Raw genomic sequence first — 19782 nt, forward strand, 5'->3', positions numbered from 1 at the left:
TTTCAGCTCAATTCGGGTTGTTTGCCGACTTCGGCGCGAAGCGGGACAGGACCTGTATGACCGACATGCAGCCCCATGTGATGGCGAAGGCGATGACGGCGAGTGCTGCCGGCTCATAGGCCCGGTTCGCGCCAATGTTCTGCAGATACGGGCCGAAGGCAGGCCGGTTGAGCAGGCTTGCCATGGTAAACTCGCCGATGACGATTGCAAAGGTAAGGAACGCGCCCGACAGTACCGCAATCAGCACATTGGGCAGGATGATGCGGGCGATGATCGTCGTCCAGCCGGCACCATGAACCTGCGCGGCCTCGGTCAGTGTACGCACGTCGATGGTTCGCAGGCCGGTGTCAACCGCGCGATACATGTAGGGCAGCGCCAGCGTGGCATAGCCGATGATGAGCAGGACGTCGGTGCCGCGCGTCGAACCGAGGAACGGTATCGGCGAGTTCGAGCCATACATGCGGATGTAGCCGAAGACGATGACGATGGCCGGGATGATCAGCGGCAGCAGGGTGATGAACTCGACCACGGGCCGAAGATGCGGCATGCGCAGCCTGATCCAGTAAGCGGTCGGCACCACCAGCACCACGCCGAGAACAATGGTGAAGCAGGCGATGATGACCGAATAGCCAAAAGTTTCCTGGAAACGGATATCGCCCAGAACGACCCTGTAGGCGTCGAAGGAATATTCGCCGCGCCGCATGCGCAGGGAAAATTCCAGCGTCGCGATCAGCGGGATGAAGAAATAGGCGGCACCGACGATGAAGGTCGCCCACGCCCAGAAGCGGCTTACCTTCATTTGAGCCACCTCTCACTGCGCGTCCGGAACCAGATGTAGAAGATGTTGGCGAGCCCGGTGATGAAGATCATGCCAAAGGCCAGCGCATAGCCGAGATGCGGATTGTGCAGCACGTCGCCGCGGATCTGCGCATAGAGCAGGATCGGCACAATGTTGAGCGACGAGCCGGTCAGCGCGTAGGCGGTGGCGATGGCCCCGAAGGCGTTGGCGAAGAGCAGGATGACCGTGCCGAGAAAGCTCGGCCACAGCACCGGAATGGCGACCATGCGCCAATACTGGAACTGGGTGGCGCCAAGCGTGGAGGCAGCCTCGCCCCATTCCTTCTTCAACCCGTCGATAGCCGGCGTGATGATGACCACCATCAGCGGGATCTGGAAGAACAGATATGTCAGCGTCAGGCCCCAGAAGGACAGGATGTTGAAGCCGAGCGCATAGATGTTGATGCCGAGCACGTCGCGCAGCAGGATCGTGACCAGACCGAGCCGGCCGAGGGTGGCCAGGAAGGCGAAGGCCAGAGGTACGCCGGCAAAGTTCGAGGCCACGCCCGAAAACGTCATGGTGGCGGAGCGCACCCAGCGCGGCAGCCCGCCGCGTACGATGGCAATCGAAATGGCAATGCCGATCAGCGCGCCGAGGATGGCCGAGGCGAAGCTCACCTTGATGGAAATCCAGTAAGCGGCGAGGATCGACGGCTGGAACAGCGAAGCAATGTTTTCAAGCGTGAACTGGCCCTGATCGTTCTGGAAGGCACCGACAACCAGATAGAAGGTCGGCAGGATCAGGAACATCAGCGCGAAGATGAAGAATGGTGCGACGCCCAGCCAATGAAGCGGCAGCCGCATGCCGCGCGCCTGCGCGGGCGGCCCGGATTGCCGGACAGCGGCGGGATCGGAAATGGTGGCGTCGGTCATGCAGCGGAACCCCGGAAGGGAAACCGGGCGGCTATTGCAGCCGCCCGGCATAGTGTTTCAAGCTTTACTGGACGTTGGCGCCGACGACCGCGTCCCAGCTCTTGGTGATGGCTTCCTTGGAGGCAGCCTGCTCGTCGAGCGTCGGGAAGACGGCGGCTTCATAGGCGGCTGCCGGCGGCAGCTTGTCGAGCAGGTCCTTCGGGATCGCGCCCTTCTTGGCGAGATCGTTGAAGCGGATCGGGTGGCAATAGCCCTTGAGCCAGCCGAGCTGACCTTCGTCGGAATAGAGATACTCCATCCACAGCTTGGCGGCGTTCGGATGCGGCGCATAGGCGCTGATCGCCTGGACATAGACGCCGGCGACGACGCCGGTCTTCGGCACGATGACTTCGACCGGCGGATTGCCGTTCAGCGTGTCGCGGCCCGCAAGGGCGTTGTAGTCCCAGGTGATGAGGATCGGGGTCTGGCCCTGCGCGAGCGTGGCCGACTTGCCGATGACCGGCACGAAATTGCCCTTGGCGTTGAGTTCCTTGAAGAACTCGAGGCCTGCTTCGCCAGCCTTGGCACCGGCTTCCGCACCCTTGGACAGGCCGGCGGCATAAACGCCCTGGATGGCCTGGTTGGAGGCGCGCGGATCACCCGCTAGGGCGACCGAGTTGGCGAATTCCGGCTTCAGGAGATCGGCCCAGTCGGCCGGGGCTTCCTTGACCAGATCCTTGTTCACCTCGAAGGCGAGCACGCCGTAGTAATCGCCGTACCAGTAGCCTTCGGCATCCTTGGCGCTGTCGGGGATCGAATCCCAGGTCGAGACCTTGTAGGGCTGGATCAGGCCATCGGCCTTGGCCTGCGGGCCATAGGAGAGGCCGACGTCGATGACGTCAGGCGCCTGCGGGCCCTTGTTGTCCTTGTTGGCCTTGATTGCCTCGACTTCGTCGCTGGAGCCGGCGTCGGGGTTGAGTTCGTTGACGGTGATTTCCGGATATTTCGCCTTGAAGCCGGCAATGACGGCGCCATAGCCGCACCAGTCATGCGGCAGCGCGATCGTGGTAAGCTGGCCTTCCTTCTTGGCCGCGGCGACCAGCTCGTCCATCGACTGTGCCGAGGCGATTGCCGACGTCACCATCAGTGACGCTGCGGTAAGGGAAAGCACTTTTCCCGTGAAACTGAACATGTGTTCTCTCCGTTGAACTGACGCCCAAGCGCGCCTGTGATGCGGTTACCGATACTCGATGACAGTCGTGTGAAAAGTAATGCCTCCCGACCCGTCCGCGATCTAAAAATCTAACTACTTTTACAAAGGGCTGGCAATCGCCGGCGTTCGTTTTCCGGCTAATGATTTCGATTGGTGTTTCCCCGTCTTTCGTTCTCCTTTCCTTATTCGACAAAGGCTGTTCCAGCCCCGCCCTGTCATGTCGCAAGATGATAGGGCGAGGCCGGGAATGCCTTTCAGAGCGTGCCTTCGATGGCGCTTTCGAGCAGCGCCAGTGCTGCCTTCTTCGTCAGCTTGACCGGGTTGCCGCCGGCGGTCGGATCGACGATCGCCATGTCGGCGATCAGGGTCTTGTGCTTCTTGTCCATGTCCAGCCCCTTGATGAGGCCCGGCAGCGTGTTCGGGACCTTCAGTTCCTTGCGCAGCTTGATGACGGCTTTGGCGAAGCCATCGAAGCCGCCCTTGATGCCGCAATAGGCGGAAAGGCGCGCGATCTTCTCCTCGATCGCATCGCGGTTGAAGGCGAGCACATAGGGCATGAAGACAGCGTTAGTCATGCCGTGATGGGTGTCGTAGAGCGCGCCGACCGGATGCGACAGCGAATGGATGGCGCCGAGGCCCTTCTGGAAAGCGGCAGCACCCATGGCGGCGGCGCTCATCATATGGGCGCGCGCTGTGAGATCCTTTCCATTGGCAAAGGCTTTCGGCAGGTTCTCGAAGACGAGCCGGATGCCCTCGACGGCGATGCCGTCGGCCATCGGGTGATAGCCCGGCGCGCAATAGGCTTCGAGGCAATGTGCGAGCGCGTCCATGCCGGTGCCGGCGGTGATGAAGGGCGGCATACCGACCGTCAGTTCGGGATCGGCAATCACGATCTCCGGCAGCAGCTTCGGATGGAAGATGACCTTCTTGGTGTGGGTCGCCTCATTGGTGACCACAGCGGCGCGGCCGACCTCCGAACCGGTGCCGGCAGTGGTGGGCACGGCGATGATCGGCGCGATCGTGTCGGAATTCGCCCGCGTCCACCAGTCGCCGATGTCTTCGAAATCCCAGACCGGGCGTGTCTGGCCGGCCTGGAAGGCGATCAGCTTGCCGAGGTCGAGGCCCGAGCCGCCGCCGAAGGCGATGACGCCGTCATGCTTGCCCTTCTTGAACACGGCGATGCCGGCGGTGAGGTTCGATTCCACCGGGTTCGGCTTGACGTCGGAGAAGACGCCATAGGGGATTTTAGCATCGTCAAGCAGCTTCAGCGTCTTGGCCACGACCGGCAGCTTGGCCAGCCCCGGATCGGTGACGAAGAGCGGCCGCTTGATGCCGGTCGCAGCCAGCACCTCCGGCAGCTCCGAGATGCGCCCTGCGCCAAAGCGGACGACGGTGGGGTAGTTCCATTTGGAGATGAGTTTGGACATGGAAGGGTCTTTCGAAAACGAGAACTTGTTGTAGTGCTGCGGAAAACGACGGCGTCATCCCGGAAACCGGAGCAAAGCGAAGGTTATCCGGGATCTATTGAGCAGCACGGCCGGTCTGCGGATACGTGCAACGCTTCTGACAGACGCAATATTAAGGACCGGGCCGCGCTCGTCGATTTTCGGGCCAATGGGTCCCGGATAACCTTCGCTTCGCTTCGCTCCGGTTTCCGGGATGACGCTCCTCAACAACATTGCGGCTCATCTTGACCTCTAAATCTGTTCACGCAGATGATAGCTCTTCGGCCTGGTCAGGTTGTCGTAGCCGATCTGCGACAGGCCGGCGCCCTTGCCGGTGTCCTTGACGCCGGTCCAGACGAGCGCCGGGTCGAGATAGTCGCAGCGGTTCATGAACACGGTGCCGGTCTGGACCCGGTCGCCGATGGCGATGGCGCGGTCGGTGTCGGCGGTCCAGATCGAGGCGGTGAGGCCGTAGGGGCTGTCGTTCATCAGCGCGATGGCGTCCTCGTCGCCGCGCACCTTCATGATGCCGACGATAGGCCCAAAGCTTTCCTCGCGCATGACACTCATCTGGTGGTCGACATTGGTCAGCACTTCCGGCGCCAGATAGGGCGAGCCGGCCTTGTCCTGATCGACCTTCATGTTGATATGCGCGGTGGCACCCTTGCGCAGGGCTTCCGCCTTCTGCTCGCGAATGAAGTCGGCAAAGCGTGCCTGCGCCATCGGCCCCATGGTGGTAGCCTGCTCCAGCGGATTGCCGACGACGTAGTTCTTGGTCTCGGCGATGAAGCCCTCGACGAAATCGTCATAGACCTTCTCGTGGACGTAGACGCGCTCGATGCCGCAGCAGCACTGGCCGGAATTGTAGAAGGCGCCGTCGACCAGATTGGCGATGGCGTGGTCGAGCTTAGCATCGGGCAGCACATAGGCCGGGTCCTTGCCGCCGAGTTCGAGGCCGAGCGTCATGAAGGTGCCGGCCGCAGCCTTCTCGATTGCCTTGCCGCCGGCAACCGAGCCAGTGAAATTGACATGGTCGATCTTGCCGGAGCCGAGCAGCTTCTCGGTCTGGGCGTGGTTGAGCACGATGTTCTGGAACACGCCCTTGGGCAGGCCGGCCTTCTCAAAAGCCTGGGCGAAGCGTTCGCCGACAAGGATCGTCTGGGCGGCGTGCTTGAGGATCACGGTGGAGCCGGCCATCAGCGCCGGGACGATGGTGTTGACCGCCGTGAGATAGGGATAGTTCCACGGCGCAACGACCATGACGACGCCGAGCGGCTCCTTCTTCACATAGCGGCGGAAACCATCCTTCGGATTGGAGGCCATCACCGGCTTCAAAGCCTGCTCGGCGATCTCGACCATGTAGTTGGTGCGTTCCCTGACGCCGCCGAACTCGCCGCCATAGCGCACGGGACGCCCCATCTGCCAGGCGATCTCCGGCACGATCTCGTCGCTCATGGCGACCAGCGCCTCGAGCATGGCCAGCATATACTTGCCGCGCTCGGCGATCGAAGTCTGCGCCCAGTCGACCTGCGCGGCACGTGCGCGTTCGACGGCAGCATTGACGGCCTGATCGGTCGCGATGGGCCGCTCGACATAGATCGAGCCATCGATGGGGGATATGAGTTTGACCGTCTCGGTCATGATGTCAGTCCTTTTTCAAAATAACATTCGAGGTCGCGTCGCCCCTCACCCTCCCTCTCCCCGTAAACGGGGAGAGGGTGCCGGCAGGCGGATGAGGGGCGACGCAAACGTTGCGGTCGAGCCTTAATACCGCTCAAATCCCCTGTGCAGCTCCCAGTCGGTGATGCGGCGGTCATATTCCATCTGTTCCCAGCGGGCGGTGTGGACGTAGTGCTCGACCACTTCCTCGCCCAGCGCCGTCTTCAGCATCTTCGATTTCGCCAGCGTCTCGGTCGCTTCACGCAAGGTCTTGGGAATCTCGGGAAGGCGCGAGGCCTGATAGGCGTCGCCGACGAAAGGTTTCTGCAGTTCCAGCTTCTCGTCGATCCCAGCAAGGCCCGCCGCGATCAACGCGGCAAAGGCGAGGTAGGGGTTGAGGTCGGCGCCGCCGATGCGGCACTCCATACGGATGCCCTTGGTGCCCTCGCCGCAAAGACGGAAGCCGGCGGTGCGGTTGTCCTCACTCCACATGATCTTGGTCGGCGCGAATGTGCCAGCCTGGAAGCGCTTGTAGGAGTTGATGTAGGGCGCCAGGAACCAGGTGAATTCCTTGGCATATTTGAGCTGGCCGGCGGCCCATTGCTGGCCGAGCTTGGAAAGCGTCCAGTCGGCGTTTTTATCGTAGAACAGCGGCGTCTTGCCGTCCTCGCTCCACAGCGAATTGTGGATGTGGCTGGAATTGCCGGCGAGGCCGTAATTGTACTTCGCCATGAAGGAGATGGACTTGCCCATGCTCTCGGCGATTTCCTTGGCGCCGTTCTTCAGGATGACATGGCGGTCGGCCATTTCGAGAACTTCCGCATAGCGGACGTTGATCTCTTCCTGGCCCGGACCCCATTCGCCCTTGGAGTTCTCGATCGGGATGCCGGCGGCTTCCATGTCGTTGCGCAGCCGGCGCATCACGCCCTCTTCCTTGGTGGTGATGCCAATCAGATAGTCGCCGATATAGGGCGAGGCGGTTTCGAGGTTCTGCCAGTGCTTGGCGCGGGCAGAATCGTAGGTCTCGTTGAAGAGATAGAATTCGAGCTCGGAGGCGAAATAGGCGAGATAGCCCCGCTCCTTCAGCCGGGCGACCTGCTTGCGCAGGATGGCGCGCGGCGAATGCGGAAGATCGCCATGGGTGTGATGGTCGAGCACGTCGCACAGGACCAGTGCTGTCTTTTCCAGCCACGGCACACGGCGCAGCGTGGAAAGGTCGGGCTTCATGACGAAGTCGCCATAGCCCTTCGACCAGCTTGCCGCCTTGTAGCCCGGCACCGGCTCCATATCGATGTCGTTCGCCAGCAGATAGTTGCAGCCATGCGTCTCGTCATAGGCGGATTCGACGAAGTATTTCGCCAGGAACCGCTTGCCGACGAGACGGCCCTGCATGTCGACTGAACATGCGAGAACCGTATCGATCTCGTCGCCTGCCACTGCTTTCTTCAACTGATCGAACGAGAAACTTACGGCCATTCTTTTCCTACTCCGGGTGGTGAATTCTCAGCAATGAGGTTGAGGATATAGACGAACCGTGGCCGGCGTGACGCCGGCCACGGCAGGATGAACAATGGCTCAGCGCCCGGTTTCGCCGACCGCGCGCTCGGCGGCAGCGATTTCGGCGGCGCGCTTTGCAACCTGATCACCGATCGGCGGACCCTGGAACCGGCCGCGCTCGAAGCCGAACCAGACAATGCCGGTGACGATCAGGAAGCCGACGGTGATGTACAGCGCCCAGTCATTCGGCGGCTGGATGCCGAGGATGAAGATCAGGATCATGGCGATGATCGACAGCACGGCAAAGAGCTTGAAGGTGCCTTCGCCGAGATTGAACGGACCCATCTTGTCCCACTTCGACGTTCCCCACGCGAACAGCCCGAGGGCAATTGGAATGGTGAAGGAGAAGAACAGGAAGATGACCGTGCAGGCGACGACGATGGTGTAGACGGGCGTCTCGCCGATCGAGACCAGCGACGAACCCCAGACGAACAGCACCGCAAGGACCGACCCGGTCCAGATTGCCGCCACCGGCGTGCGATAGGTCGGGCTGACCTTGGCCAGCGCCTTCGAACCGGGCAGGCCGCCGTCACGCGAGAAGGCGAAGATCATGCGCGACACCGACGTCACCGTCGCCAGGCCGCACAGCCACTGGCTGACGAAGATGGCGAAGTAGAGGATGTCCTTCACGACCGGATGGACCTGCGTGTCCATGGCCCAGAAGAAGACGTTCCAGCCCTGCTTTGCCGCTTCGTCCATGCTTGGCAGCATGAGCACGAAGGCGCACAGCATGATGTAGCCGAACAGAGCCGACCACAGCACCGAACCGATCATCGCCCGCGGCACCGAGTGCGCCGCCTTCAGCGTTTCTTCCGAGGTATGGGCCGATGCGTCATAGCCGGTGATCGTGTAGATCGGCAGGAGCAGGCCAAGCAGGAACACCCACATCGACGAGTTTGCCGGCCAGACATTGCCACCCGCCTCGCCCGAATAATTGGCGAAGGTGAAGAGGCGGCCGATCTCGTAGCTGTCGGCCGCAGCCAGGCAGACGAGCGCCAGCACGATCGCGGTCGCGAAGATGAGGTAGCCGGAGAAGTCGGTGAGCTTGGCGGTGAGGCCGATGCCCATATGGTTCACCAGCGCCTGCAGCCCGGTGATGATCGCGAGGAAGATGATCCGGGTCGTAGTCGTGTCCTCGAGCCCGAGATAGGTCGTGCCGAAGGCGCCCATGAAGAAGTAGTAGGTGCCGACATTGATGGCGCCGAGAACGGTGACGAGGCCGAGCAGGTTGAACCAGGCGGTCAGCCAGCCGGTGAACTTGTTGCCGAGGATCGAACCCCAGTGATAGAGGCCGCCCGCCGTCGGATAGGCCGAGCTGATCTGCGCCATGGCGACAGCGAAGACGAGTGATACGAAGCAGCCGAGCGGCCAGCCGATGCCGATCGCGGCACCGCCCGCTCCCGATGTCGCCTGTGCCAGCGAGTTGATGCCGCCGGAAAGGATGCAGATGATGGAAAAGGAAACCGCGAAATTGGAGAACTGGCTCATTCTCCGTTCGAGTTCCTGGGCGTAGCCCATGCCGTGGAGGACCTTCATGTCCTCGCTTTTGTCATTTTCGGAGTAACCAGGCGCAGTCATGTGAAAGTTCCCCTGTTTCAGCTAGACAACTTTTTAGCTAGACGACTTTCTGATTTACCTTCTCGGCCACATGGCTTTTTCCCAGCCGTGCGGACGCCTTGGTCCCCATCCCTGGTTCCAAGCCGGCAAAGATGCCGGCCAGGAGATCCGCCCATTTGCATTGCCCGGTTTCATCCCGGATCTCATCGTTGCGGATTTCGATCATGGCGCAGGCAAGCCCGCGCGCGCGGCCATGCCGTTCCAGCGTGAAATAGACGCGGTCGGCCGGCGAATAGGGTTCGTTGACGCCGACGGTCATGCCGTCGACCGCCTTCAGCGCATCGATCATCGGTCCGGCCAGGCTGTCGTCCTCGTCGTGGATGATGCCGATGTGCCAGGGCCGCGAAACGCCCTTGTAGACCGGCGTGAAGGAATGGACGGAAACGAGCCGCGTCTCCATGCCCCTCACCAGCCGCTCGGCAATGACTTCCTCGATGGTGTCGTGGAAGGGCTGCCAGGACAGCGCGATGCGCTCCTGCCGCTGTTCTTCGCTCAGGTTTTCATTGCCCGGCACCACTGTTGTCTCGCTGACCGCTGAGATCAGGTCGGGGGCGTCGAGCGACCGGTTGCAGTCGATGACAAGCCGCGAAACGCAGGATTCGACCAGCGTAGCGTCCAGCACTTCGGCCATGCGGCGAATGACCGGAAGCGCGCCGGGGTCCCAGGCGATGTGGCGCGAAAGCTCGGAGTTTTCGAGGCCGAGCGTGCCGAAACGAGCGGGAATGAAATTCGATGCGTGATCGCAGACCAGCAGATAGGGGCTGGCGCCATCCCGGCTGCTGACCCGGACGGCTTCATACGCCTCCTCTGCTGCGGAATACGCAGTCTCCATTCTCTTGCAGTCCCCTGAAAACGCCGTATCGTATGTTACGTATTTTGTTTCTTTGCGTCTCAATGAATGATTTCATACGCATTGCGAGACTTTGTCAAACGGCTTTGTGCAAGTGCCGGACGGCAGGGCGAAAAGGTTTGGGGACAAGCATCCCGCCAAGTGGCGGGATCGAAGCGGGAGTGGAAATGGCGCTAAGCATCGCGGAACTGATTTCGGATCGCATAGATACGATGCCGGCCGGCGAACGGCGTGCAGCACAGACGCTGATCGCCAACTATCCGCTGATCGGGCTGAAGACGGTGGCGGATTTTTCGCAGCAGGCCGGCGTCAGTTCGCCGACCATATTGCGCTTCGTTTCGCGCCTTGGCTTCCAGAATTACCCCGAGTTCCAGGCCACGCTTCAGGACGAACTGGCTGCCCAGCTTCAGTCGCCACTGACGCGAACCGTGGCGCGGCCGACACCCGAGAGCGGCAAGACCTCCCCGGTGCTGGAAGCGACGCTGGAGAATATCCGCGAGACCTTCCGCCACGTCTCCGACAAGCAGATCGCCGACATCGTCGCCCGCCTCGCCAACCCGCGCGCCAAGATATTCCTCATCGGCGGGCGCTTCACCGATCCCATTGCGCGCTATATGGCAGCCCATCTCACCATCGTGCGTCCGAACGTGTTCCACCTGACCGGCCAGGAAAGCACGTGGCGCGACCGGCTGATCGACATGGGCAAGCGCGACGTGCTGCTGGTCTTCGACATTCGCCGCTATCAGGAAAGCCTGATCCGCTTCGCCGAAAAGGCGCATGCGCGCGGCGTCGACGTCATGCTTTTCACCGACCAGTGGCTGTCGCCGATCGCCCGCGTCGCCCGCCATGTCATAGCAGGCCGCACCGCGGTGCCCTCTTCGTGGGATTCGTCGGCGGCCCTGTTCGTCGTCGCCGAGACGCTGATCGGCGAAATTACCCGCTCGATGGAAAAGGAGAGCGCAAGGCGCATCCGCGAGATGGAAGACCTGCGATAGCTGGCCTTGCCCAAACATTGGGCAGTGAACCCGAATGATTACCGATATTTAAGGTGCCAAGCCGTCCGCGAATTGACATAAAGGCGCGATACTGACTTTCGGGTGCTTTGCGCCTAAAATGCATGCCCATTTCGCTGTCTCGGGGACGGTGGAGAGCCGGGCAGATACGAAATCAAGTGGCGATGTATCGCCCCGACGCCCGGAGTGCCGATGGCCGCCTGGAAACAGATCGTCTTTACCCTGGTCATCCTCGTGGTGGCCGCTGCCGCTTGGGCTCGTTTTTATCCCGGCGCACCGGATATTCTGGCCCGCTGGGGCATCGACTGGGCCTATGGCGCAACAGCCAAGACCGAGGGAACCGCTTCGGCCGCCGGCGGCAACCGCCAGCGCGGCCCGCAGACGGCGGTCATCACGGCGCCTGTCACTTCCGCGACGATCAATGACCGGCTGCAGGCGATCGGCACCGGCCGCGCCAACGCCTCGGTTGCAATCAATCCCTATTCTTCCGGCCGCCTTACCGAACTTGTGGTAACGCCGGGAAGCAAGGTCGAAGCCGGAGCGGTGATCGCAAGGCTCGATTCGGACGGCGAGAAGATCGCCGTCGACCGCGCGAAGGTCGCGGTGGCCGACGCACAGTCCAAATCCGATCGGGCCAAGACGCTGCGCGGCACCAACACCGTGACCGCCGTTCAGGTCTCCGATGCACAGCTTGCGCTCGACAACGCACAGCTGGCGCTGCAGGAGGCGCAACTTGCACTTGAACGCCGCGCCATCGTCGCGCCCATTTCCGGCATCGTCGGCATCCTGCCGATCGAGGCCGGCAACTACGTAACAACGACAACGACCGTCGCCACCATCGATGACCGCTCTTCGATCATCATCGACTTCTGGGTGCCCGAGCGCTTTACCACCGCCGTTGCAGTGGGCCAGCCACTGACGGCGACGCCCATCGCCATGCCGGGCCAGACATTCAAGGGAACGGTCAGTGCGGTCGACAACCGGCTGGAAGAGGCAAGCCGCACGCTGCTGGTGCGCGCGAAAATCGAGAATGTCGGCGACAAGCTGCGCGCCGGCATGTCGTTCCAGGTCGCCATGGGCTTTCCCGGCGACACCTATCCTTCCGTCGACCCGCTCGCGATCCAGTGGGGCACCGATGGTGCTTTCGTCTGGGCGATCCAAGGCGGCAAGGCAAAACGTACCCCTGTCCGCATCATCCAGCGCAACAGCGAGAGCGTCCTCATCGACGCGCCGATCATGGCTGGCGACATCGTCGTCACCGAGGGCGTTCATGCGGTCCGCGAAGGCGCGGACGTGCTGATTGCCGGCGCAGAGCCGAGAACCGCGACGCCGGCACCCGCTGCCGGCAGCGGCTCGTAAGCGGCGCGGGGGGCCGGCATAGTGGAAACGCATAATGGCGGCAGCGAAAAGGGCATGACGGCGCTTTTCGTGCGCCGCCCGATCATGGCCTTCGTCATCAACACGCTGATCGTGGTCGCGGGGCTTGCCGCCTTCTTCGGCGTCGAGGTGCGCGAATTGCCCGACGTCGACCGCCCCGTCATCACCATTACCGCAGACTATTCCGGCGCCGCCGCCGAAACCATCGACCGCGAACTGACGACCATACTGGAGGGCGCGGTTTCGCGCGTCTCCGGCGTCAAGTCGATCTCGTCCAGTTCGTCCTACGGACGCAGCCGCGTCACCGTGGAATTCGCCGACGGCGTCAATCTGGACGTGGCCGCAGCCGACATGCGCGACGCCGTCGCCCGAGTCACCAACCAGCTCCCCGACGACGCCGACCCGCCCCGCATCGTCAAGGCGGACGCCAATTCCGATGCCGTGCTGCGCCTGGCGGTGACCTCGGACCGCATGTCCGTCGAGGACATGACCATCTTCATCGATGACCAGATCATCGACACGCTTTCGGCCGTGCCGGGCGTCGCCGACGTCCAGATTTTCGGCGACCGCGACAAGATCTTTCGCATCGACATCGACCAGACCAAGCTTTCCAGCCTTGGAATGACCGTTGCCGACATCAGCAATGCGCTGTCGACCGTTTCGCTCGACACGCCGGCCGGCGCACTGACGAGCAAAGACCAGAACATCATCGTGCGCGCGACCGCTTCGGTGACCACGCCGGAAGCCTTCGAGAGCATCGTCATAAAAGGCCGTACCCGCATCGGCGATGTCGCCACCGTGACGATCGGACCCGACATCGGCCAGTCGTCGCTGCGCTCCAACGGCCAGCCCGGCATCGGCCTCGGCATCATCCGGCAGGCGCAATCCAACACGCTGGACATTTCCACCGGCGTGCACGCCGCCGTTGATAAAATACAGGCGACGCTGCCCGAAGGCATGAACATACGCGTGACCAGCGACGATGCCGTCTTCGTCAATGGCGCGGTCCACGAGGTTGAGATCGCGCTGGTGCTGTCGGTATCGATCGTGCTCCTGATCATCTATCTGTTCCTGCTCGACTGGCGCGCGACACTCATCCCCGGCCTCGCCATGCCGGTGGCGCTGATCGGCACGATCGCGGCGATCTATCTCGCTGGCTTCTCCATCAACATCCTGACGCTGCTGGCGCTGGTGCTGGCGACAGGCCTTGTCGTCGACGACGCCATCGTCGTGCTCGAAAACATCGTGCGCCGCCGCAACGAAGGCATGGGGCCACGCGCTGCCGCAGTGCTCGGCACGCAGGAAGTGTTCTTCGCGGTCGTCGCGACCACCGCCACGCTCGCCGCAGTGTTCATCCCCCTCTCCTTCCTGCCCGGCCAGACCGGCGGCCTGTTCCGCGAATTCGGCTTCGTTCTGGCCATGGCCGTGCTGCTGTCGTCCATCGTCGCGCTGTCGCTGTGCCCGATGCTCGCCTCACGTATGCTGAAGGCGGGCGGCACGGAAGCGGACCACGGCCACCACGGCATCATGGGGCGCATCGGCACTTTTCTCGCCGCCCTTTATCGCCGCTGCCTGCATGCCTGCCTCGACGCGCCAACCATCGTCATCATCGTTTCGGTCCTGTTCGCGGCCGCAGCCTATGGCGCATTCGGCCTGATCCGCCAGGAACTGACACCCAACGAGGATCGCTCGCTGGCGCTGCTGCGGGTTACTGCGCCGCAGGGCGTGAGCCTGGAATACACCACCCAGCAGATGCGCCGCATCGAGCAGTTGATCCAGCCGCTGCGCGATTCCGGCGAGATCGAGAACACCTTCGCCAATGTCGGCCAGGGCGGCTCGGTCAACAGCGGCTTCATGGTCATGTCGCTTGCGCCGTGGGACAAGCGTGAGCGCTCGCAACAGGAGATCATGGCCGACATCAGCAAGGCGGTCGCCAATGTTCCCGGCGTGCGCGCTTTCCCGGTTTCGCCCAACAGCCTCGGCATTCGCGGCGCCGGCAACGGCCTGCAATTCGCCATCGTCGGCTCCAACAGCTATGCCGATCTCGGCGTGGCCGCCAACAAGGTCGTCACTGAGATGGAGAAGGACCCGCGCTTCCAGCAGCCGCGCCTTTCCAACGATGCGACCCAGCCGCAGCTTGCCGTCGAGATCGACCGCGAGCGCGCCTCCGACCTCGGCATCGACATAACCGGGCTGGCCAACGCCGTGCAGGCGATGTTGGACGGGCGCGAAGTGGACGAGGTTTTCATCAACGACCGCGCCTACAAGGTGAAGCTCGTTTCGACGACCAATCCGATCAACGACCCGACCGATCTCGAAAACATCTTCATGAAGACCACGGACGGGCGCTTCGTGCCGATGGCGACGATCGCCACGCTGACCGAGCGCGCCGTGCCGCCGTCGCTGACCCGCGAGCAGCAGTTGCGCTCGGTCGCCGTCACCGCGAACCTGCGCAGCGACTTCGCGCTTGGCGACGCGCTGAAGGCGGCGCAGGAAATCGCCGGTCCGCTGCTGCCGCCAGGTGCCCGCATCATCCCGCTCGCCGAAGCCGCCACGCTCGGCGAAAGCAGCGGTAGCATGTTGACCATCTTCGGCTTCGCGCTGGTCATCATCCTGCTGGTTCTGGCGGCCCAGTTCGAAAGCTTCGTCAGCGCCGTCATCATCATGGCGACGGTGCCGCTCGGTCTCGCCTGCGCGGTCTTCGCGCTTCTGCTGACGGGCACCAGCCTCAACGCCTACAGCCAGATCGGGCTGGTGATGCTCGTCGGCATCATGGCCAAGAACGGCATCCTCATCGTCGAATTCGCCAACCAGCTGCGCGATCGCGGCATGGGCGTGCGCGAGGCGATCGAGGAAGCCTCCAACATCCGCCTGCGCCCGGTGATGATGACCATGATCTGTACCGTGCTCGGCGGCCTGCCGCTGGTGCTGGCCTCAGGCGCCGGCGCCGAAGCGCGCATCGCACTCGGCTGGGTTATCGTCGGCGGGCTGGGGCTGGCGACGGCCTCGACGCTGTTCCTGACGCCCGTCGCCTATCTGCTGCTCGGCCGCTGGGTCACGCCCAAGGTCGAGGAAGAGGCGAGGCTGAAGCGCGAGCTCGAGGAAGCTGCCTATACGAATGTGGAGCCGGCGGAATAATTCAGCCTCCTTCTCCCCGTTCACGGCATGCCGATCGCATATGAAGCACCCCCACCCCTAACCCCTCCCCACAAGGGGGAGGGAAATCCGAAGGGATCCGCGCAAGGCGCCAATCATTGACGGTTTCGTGAGGCATGGCGGCAGCAAAGTCCCCCCTCCCCCTTATGGGGAGGGGTTAGGGGTGGGGGTCTTTCCCTAGACCCATCAGAGAGCCGATAGGCGAGAACTCTGCCCCGGTGGGGAGAAAAAATAGCAGCCCCTCAAGGCTTGATAAAAACCTTCCCGTTCGGTTTTGCCAGTTCCGCCGGCACCCGCGCCATCGCTTCCGAGAGCGGCACCACGGCCGTCACGTCGGTCGCCCAGCGCCCGTCCGAAAAGCGCTTCTGTGCCTCCATCACCGCGCGGCCCTTGCGCTCGATGGGCGTGTCGCGCATCCACTCGACCAGCCAGAATCCCTCGATCTTCTTGTGCATGAAGATGAGTTGGGCGGGCTGGACGATCGGCGTGGTGGCAAGGTCCATCCTGCCATAGACGATCCAGCGCGCGCCATTGGGCATCGCGTTGAAGATCGCGCCGGCGAGCGGGCCGGTGACGGCATCGAGGAAGATGCGCGGCTGTTCGGCCTTCATCACTTCTTTCAACGCATTGTCGAAATCCGGCGCTTCGGCATTGAGCACATGCGCGGCACCCGCCTCCTTCAGCAGCGGGATCTGGTCGTCGCGCCGCACGATGGCTATGGGGCGGTAGCCTTCGTCCCTGGCCACGCCCATGATCAGCTTGGACAACTGGCTGGCGCCGGCCGTCAGCACGAAGGCCTTCTCGCCCTCTTCCCGAATGATATCGAACATGGCTAGAGCGGTCAGCGGATTGACGATCATCGCGGCGGCATCCTCGTCGCGCACGCTGTCGATCACCGGGATGCAGGCAGAAGCCTCGGCCATCGCATACTCGGCCCAGGCGCCCCAATTGGTGTAGCCGGTGGCAAACGCGACGCGCTTGCCGAGCATGTTCTGCGCGGCAGGATCGTCGCCGGCAGCCGCGACGATGCCGACACCCTCGAAACCGGCAGGCTGCCCGACGAAGCGCGGCTGGCCATACTGACCCTTGATGAACATCACGTCTGAAGGGTTGATCGAGGCGAGGCTGACCTTGATCAGAACCTGCTTCGGCTTCGGCGCAGGCACCGCAATGCGGCCGGGCACGACATAAGGCTCCATCGCTTCGAGCACGCTTCCCGAAGGCGTCTTGGTATAGCCGTCATTGGTCAGAAGCAGTGCGTTCATCTCGGATGGGATGGCCATGGAAAACTCCATTCACGGCTTGAGGATAAGCTTGCCGGACGCACCGCGCCCGATAACGCGTTTCAGTATCTTCGCTGCGTCGGCAAGTGGATAGGTGCCTTCGATGACGGGCTTGACCTTGCCGGCGCGATACCACTCGATCAGCTCGCTCATATTCTCGGCATAGACCTTCGGTTCCTTGGCGGTGAAGGCGCCCCAGAACACGCCGACCACGGAAAACCCTTTGACCAGCGCCAGATTGACCGGGAATTTCGGGATCGTGCCGGAGGCAAAGCCGATGACCAAAAGCCGCCCGCCCCAGCCCATCGAACGCGACAGTGCATCGAAGGCTTCACCGCCGACCGGATCGAAGGCGACATCGACACCCTTGCCGCCGGTCGCTTCCTTCAGGCGATCCCTAAGGTCTTCATAGCCAAGCACGATATCGGCGCCCGCTTCCTTTGCGATCTGCCGTTTCTCCTCGGTCGACGCCACGCCGATGACGGTCGCGCCCATAGCCTTGCCGATCTGGATCGCCGCGATTCCGGTAAGCCCCGACGCGCCGAGCACGCAGAGCGTTTCGCCGGGCTTTATCTTCGCACGCTGCTTTAGCGCATAGTGCGAGGTGCCATAGCCGCAGATCAGCGCGCAGGCGTGACCGGCGTCCATGCCGTTCGGCAGCTTCATCGCCGCCGGCTCCGGCACTGCGACCCGCTCGGCGTAACTGCCATGGGTGGAGAGGGATGCGACGCGATCGCCGACCTTCAGCGACTTCACCTCCGGCCCGACCGCAATGACCTTGCCCGCCACCTCCATGCCCGGCACGAAGGGAAGCTCCGGCTTCATCTGGTAGAGACCCTGCACCAGCAGACCATCGGGAAAATTGACGCCGATAGCTTCCGCCTCGATGACGACCTGATTGCCCTTGGCTTCCGGCTCCGGCCAGTCCGCATAGGCGATCTTGTCGATCGGGCCGTAGTTGTTGACGACGATTGCCTTCATGACGGTCAGATCTTTTCCTGCGTGTATTTTCTAAGCTCGTTGCGGGCGATCTGGCGGCGGTGCACGGCGTCCGGCCCATCGACGAGACGCAACGTCCGAAGATGCGTCCAGATGCGCGCCAGTTCGGTGTCCTGGCTGATGCCCTTCGCGCCGAACATCTGCACTGCCTCATCCGCCACCTTGAGTGCGATGCGCGGTGCCGCAACCTTGATCTGGCTGATCCAGGGAGCGGCAGCGCGGGCGTCACCCTGATCGATCATCCAGGCAGCCTTGAGGCAGAGCAGCCGCGCCATTTCGATCTCCATGCGCGCTTCGGCGATGATGTCGAAATTGGCACCGAGTTCGGCGAGCTTCTTGCCGAAGGCCTCGCGCCGCAGGGCACGCGTGCACATCAGCTCCAGCGCCCGCTCGGCCTGGCCGATAGCGCGCATGCAGTGGTGGATACGCCCGCCGCCGAGCCGGCCTTGCGCGATCTCGAAACCCCTGCCCTCGCCTAAGATGAGATTGGATGCCGGCACGCGGACATTGGTGAAGCGGATGTGGAAATGGCCGTGCGGCGCGTCATCCTCGCCATAGACCTGCATCGCCCGCAACTTCTCGACGCCCTCGGTGCCGGCAGGCACCAGGATCATCGAATGCCGCTTGTGCTTCGGCGCATCATCGCCGCCGGTCTTGACCATGACGATGTAGATCTTGCAGCGCGGATCGCCGGCGCCCGACGCCCACCACTTCTCGCCATTCAGAACATAATCGTCGCCGTCGCGCTCACAGCGCAGGGAGATGTTGGTGGCATCCGACGAGGCGACATCCGGCTCGGTCATCAGATAGGCAGAGCGGATTTTTCCTTCGAGCAACGGCCCCAGCCAACGCTCCTTGTGCTCGGCAGAACCATAGCGCTCCAGCACTTCCATATTGCCGGTGTCGGGTGCCGAGCAGTTGAAGGTTTCGGCGCCCAGATGCGCCTTGCCCATTTCCTCGGCGAGATAAGCATATTCGACGGTGGAAAGCCCGTAGCCGCGGTCGGAATTGGTCAGCCAGAAATTCCACAACCCGCGCTCGCGCGCCTTGGCCTTCAGCCCTTCGAGAATTTCTGTCTGGCGTGGCGTGTAGGCCCAGCGATCGCCGCCCTTGCCGATCTCGGCCAGGAATTCAGCGTCGAGCGGCGCGATCTCCTCGCGCACCATGCGGGCGACGCGCTCGTGGATGGGCTTCAGCCGCTCCGTCATGCCCAGGGCCATATCCGACATTGAATTTCTTCCTCCAACTTTTGCTTGAATGCAATCAATCTCACGGCGGCGGCTCGGGATCAGGAAGCCCCGAGACCCCGCGCGGCACAGGTAACGATCTGCCCGACGAGACGGTCGATATCGCCTTCGGTTTCGTCGGGGCGCGGCGAATACCAGAAGATAGGCGAGTTGAGTGTCATGAACATGAGTTCTGCGGCGATGCCGAGATTCTCGAAATCCATCGCGCCGGCATCGCGCGCCTCTTCGATGGTCTTGCGGAAAATCAGCCCGTATTCGGTGCGGTATTGCAGAAGCCGGGCAAAAACCTCGCGCTGTTCCGGCGTGGTCGCGCCGCGCAGATGCAGTTCGACGCCCTCCCACACCACGCGCTGGAACGGCTTGGTGCGGATCATCTGGCCGGTGTGGATGGTGGCGAGATGACGCCAGCGCATCACCGCGGGAATGTCCTTTTCGCGATAGGGTTCGATCGCCGTGTAGTTCATCTCCATACCAGTGCGGAACACTTCCGCGAACAGATCGGCCTTGGACGGAAAGTGATGATAGACGCGGCCCTTGGTCGAGCCGAGGCTGCGCGCGACATCGTCGATCGAACTCGCGTGATAGCCGCGTTCCATGAAGCACTGCGCTGCCGCGCTCAGGATGTCGAAGCGGGAATCGTCCGGCATGGTCCTTGCGGTGCTTTCTGACATCCGTCT

Annotated in this window: 15 protein-coding genes; 3 read left to right on the top strand and 12 right to left on the bottom strand. The window is 62.7% G+C overall.

What is annotated here, in order from left to right; translation table 11 throughout:
• Positions 1-7: 7 nt before the first annotated feature.
• The 8 genes from G6N74_RS24855 to G6N74_RS24890 all read right to left on the bottom strand — a co-directional run bounded on the left by G6N74_RS24855 (position 8) and on the right by G6N74_RS24890 (position 10012).
• A complete protein-coding gene (locus G6N74_RS24855) occupies positions 8-799 on the bottom strand; it encodes an ABC transporter permease (protein ID WP_165120695.1) in 792 nt (263 codons plus the stop codon).
• On the bottom strand, positions 796-1641 hold the full coding sequence (locus G6N74_RS24860; RefSeq protein ID WP_205826854.1) for an ABC transporter permease: 846 nt from the start codon (positions 1639-1641) through the stop codon (positions 796-798). Before G6N74_RS24860 ends, G6N74_RS24855 begins: the two co-directional genes overlap by 4 nt.
• A gap of 133 nt (positions 1642-1774) precedes the next feature.
• The gene (locus G6N74_RS24865; RefSeq protein WP_165120697.1) at positions 1775-2881 is read right to left on the bottom strand and encodes an ABC transporter substrate-binding protein; all 1107 of its coding nucleotides are present in this window, start codon (positions 2879-2881) and stop codon (positions 1775-1777) included.
• A 275-nt stretch (positions 2882-3156) separates the two neighbouring features.
• A complete protein-coding gene (locus tag G6N74_RS24870) occupies positions 3157-4329 on the bottom strand; it encodes an iron-containing alcohol dehydrogenase (RefSeq protein WP_165120698.1) in 1173 nt (390 codons plus the stop codon).
• A 270-nt stretch (positions 4330-4599) separates the two neighbouring features.
• Positions 4600-5988 carry an aldehyde dehydrogenase family protein gene (locus tag G6N74_RS24875; protein ID WP_165120699.1) on the bottom strand — a complete coding sequence of 463 codons (1389 nt, stop codon included), beginning with the start codon at positions 5986-5988 and terminating at the stop codon, positions 4600-4602.
• 123 nt (positions 5989-6111) lie between these two features.
• Positions 6112-7482, bottom strand: a complete 1371-nt coding sequence (locus G6N74_RS24880; RefSeq protein WP_165120700.1) for a glutamine synthetase family protein — start codon at positions 7480-7482, stop codon at positions 6112-6114.
• Positions 7483-7581: 99 nt separating this feature from the next.
• Complete coding sequence (locus G6N74_RS24885; RefSeq protein WP_165120701.1) at positions 7582-9141, bottom strand: amino acid permease; 1560 nt, start codon at positions 9139-9141, stop codon at positions 7582-7584.
• Positions 9142-9178: 37 nt separating this feature from the next.
• The gene (locus tag G6N74_RS24890; protein WP_165120702.1) at positions 9179-10012 is read right to left on the bottom strand and encodes an N-formylglutamate amidohydrolase; all 834 of its coding nucleotides are present in this window, start codon (positions 10010-10012) and stop codon (positions 9179-9181) included.
• A gap of 185 nt (positions 10013-10197) precedes the next feature.
• Between G6N74_RS24890 and G6N74_RS24895 the strand changes: the two genes are divergently transcribed.
• The 3 genes from G6N74_RS24895 (at position 10198) to G6N74_RS24905 (ending at position 15558) form a co-directional block, all read left to right on the top strand.
• The gene (locus G6N74_RS24895; protein ID WP_165120703.1) at positions 10198-11025 is read left to right on the top strand and encodes a MurR/RpiR family transcriptional regulator; all 828 of its coding nucleotides are present in this window, start codon (positions 10198-10200) and stop codon (positions 11023-11025) included.
• Between the two features lie 210 nt (positions 11026-11235).
• Positions 11236-12402 carry an efflux RND transporter periplasmic adaptor subunit gene (locus G6N74_RS24900; RefSeq protein ID WP_165120704.1) on the top strand — a complete coding sequence of 389 codons (1167 nt, stop codon included), beginning with the start codon at positions 11236-11238 and terminating at the stop codon, positions 12400-12402.
• Positions 12403-12456: 54 nt separating this feature from the next.
• Positions 12457-15558: an efflux RND transporter permease subunit gene (locus tag G6N74_RS24905; RefSeq protein ID WP_165120728.1), complete on the top strand. Its 3102-nt coding sequence runs from the start codon at positions 12457-12459 to the stop codon at positions 15556-15558.
• A 260-nt stretch (positions 15559-15818) separates the two neighbouring features.
• Here the strand turns inward: G6N74_RS24905 and G6N74_RS24910 are convergent, their stop codons facing one another.
• Genes G6N74_RS24910 through G6N74_RS24925 form a run of 4 tightly spaced genes read right to left on the bottom strand, consistent with a single transcriptional unit; the run spans position 15819 to position 19776 of the window.
• Positions 15819-16859, bottom strand: coding sequence for a zinc-binding dehydrogenase (locus G6N74_RS24910; RefSeq protein ID WP_165120705.1), 1041 nt, complete (start codon positions 16857-16859; stop codon positions 15819-15821).
• 12 nt (positions 16860-16871) lie between these two features.
• Positions 16872-17840 carry an NADPH:quinone oxidoreductase family protein gene (locus tag G6N74_RS24915; RefSeq protein ID WP_165120706.1) on the bottom strand — a complete coding sequence of 323 codons (969 nt, stop codon included), beginning with the start codon at positions 17838-17840 and terminating at the stop codon, positions 16872-16874.
• Positions 17841-17845: 5 nt separating this feature from the next.
• On the bottom strand, positions 17846-19087 hold the full coding sequence (locus G6N74_RS24920) for an acyl-CoA dehydrogenase family protein (RefSeq protein WP_165120707.1): 1242 nt from the start codon (positions 19085-19087) through the stop codon (positions 17846-17848).
• Positions 19088-19146: 59 nt separating this feature from the next.
• Complete coding sequence (locus tag G6N74_RS24925; RefSeq protein WP_165120708.1) at positions 19147-19776, bottom strand: TetR/AcrR family transcriptional regulator; 630 nt, start codon at positions 19774-19776, stop codon at positions 19147-19149.
• Positions 19777-19782 lie beyond the last annotated feature (6 nt).

Source organism: Mesorhizobium zhangyense (assembly GCF_011045115.1).
Taxonomy (GTDB): domain Bacteria; phylum Pseudomonadota; class Alphaproteobacteria; order Rhizobiales; family Rhizobiaceae; genus Mesorhizobium_M; species Mesorhizobium_M zhangyense.

Coding starts and splice junctions, on each gene's coding strand:
- G6N74_RS24855 (WP_165120695.1), bottom strand. CDS start 799: ATGAAGGTAAGCCGCTTCTGGGCGTGGGCGACCTTCATCGTCGGTGCC.
- G6N74_RS24860 (WP_205826854.1), bottom strand. CDS start 1,641: ATGCGGCTGCCGCTTCATTGGCTGGGCGTCGCACCATTCTTCATCTTC.
- G6N74_RS24865 (WP_165120697.1), bottom strand. CDS start 2,881: ATGTTCAGTTTCACGGGAAAAGTGCTTTCCCTTACCGCAGCGTCACTG.
- G6N74_RS24870 (WP_165120698.1), bottom strand. CDS start 4,329: ATGTCCAAACTCATCTCCAAATGGAACTACCCCACCGTCGTCCGCTTT.
- G6N74_RS24875 (WP_165120699.1), bottom strand. CDS start 5,988: ATGACCGAGACGGTCAAACTCATATCCCCCATCGATGGCTCGATCTAT.
- G6N74_RS24880 (WP_165120700.1), bottom strand. CDS start 7,482: ATGGCCGTAAGTTTCTCGTTCGATCAGTTGAAGAAAGCAGTGGCAGGC.
- G6N74_RS24885 (WP_165120701.1), bottom strand. CDS start 9,141: ATGACTGCGCCTGGTTACTCCGAAAATGACAAAAGCGAGGACATGAAG.
- G6N74_RS24890 (WP_165120702.1), bottom strand. CDS start 10,012: ATGGAGACTGCGTATTCCGCAGCAGAGGAGGCGTATGAAGCCGTCCGG.
- G6N74_RS24895 (WP_165120703.1), top strand. CDS start 10,198: ATGGCGCTAAGCATCGCGGAACTGATTTCGGATCGCATAGATACGATG.
- G6N74_RS24900 (WP_165120704.1), top strand. CDS start 11,236: ATGGCCGCCTGGAAACAGATCGTCTTTACCCTGGTCATCCTCGTGGTG.
- G6N74_RS24905 (WP_165120728.1), top strand. CDS start 12,457: ATGACGGCGCTTTTCGTGCGCCGCCCGATCATGGCCTTCGTCATCAAC.
- G6N74_RS24910 (WP_165120705.1), bottom strand. CDS start 16,859: ATGGCCATCCCATCCGAGATGAACGCACTGCTTCTGACCAATGACGGC.
- G6N74_RS24915 (WP_165120706.1), bottom strand. CDS start 17,840: ATGAAGGCAATCGTCGTCAACAACTACGGCCCGATCGACAAGATCGCC.
- G6N74_RS24920 (WP_165120707.1), bottom strand. CDS start 19,087: ATGTCGGATATGGCCCTGGGCATGACGGAGCGGCTGAAGCCCATCCAC.
- G6N74_RS24925 (WP_165120708.1), bottom strand. CDS start 19,776: ATGTCAGAAAGCACCGCAAGGACCATGCCGGACGATTCCCGCTTCGAC.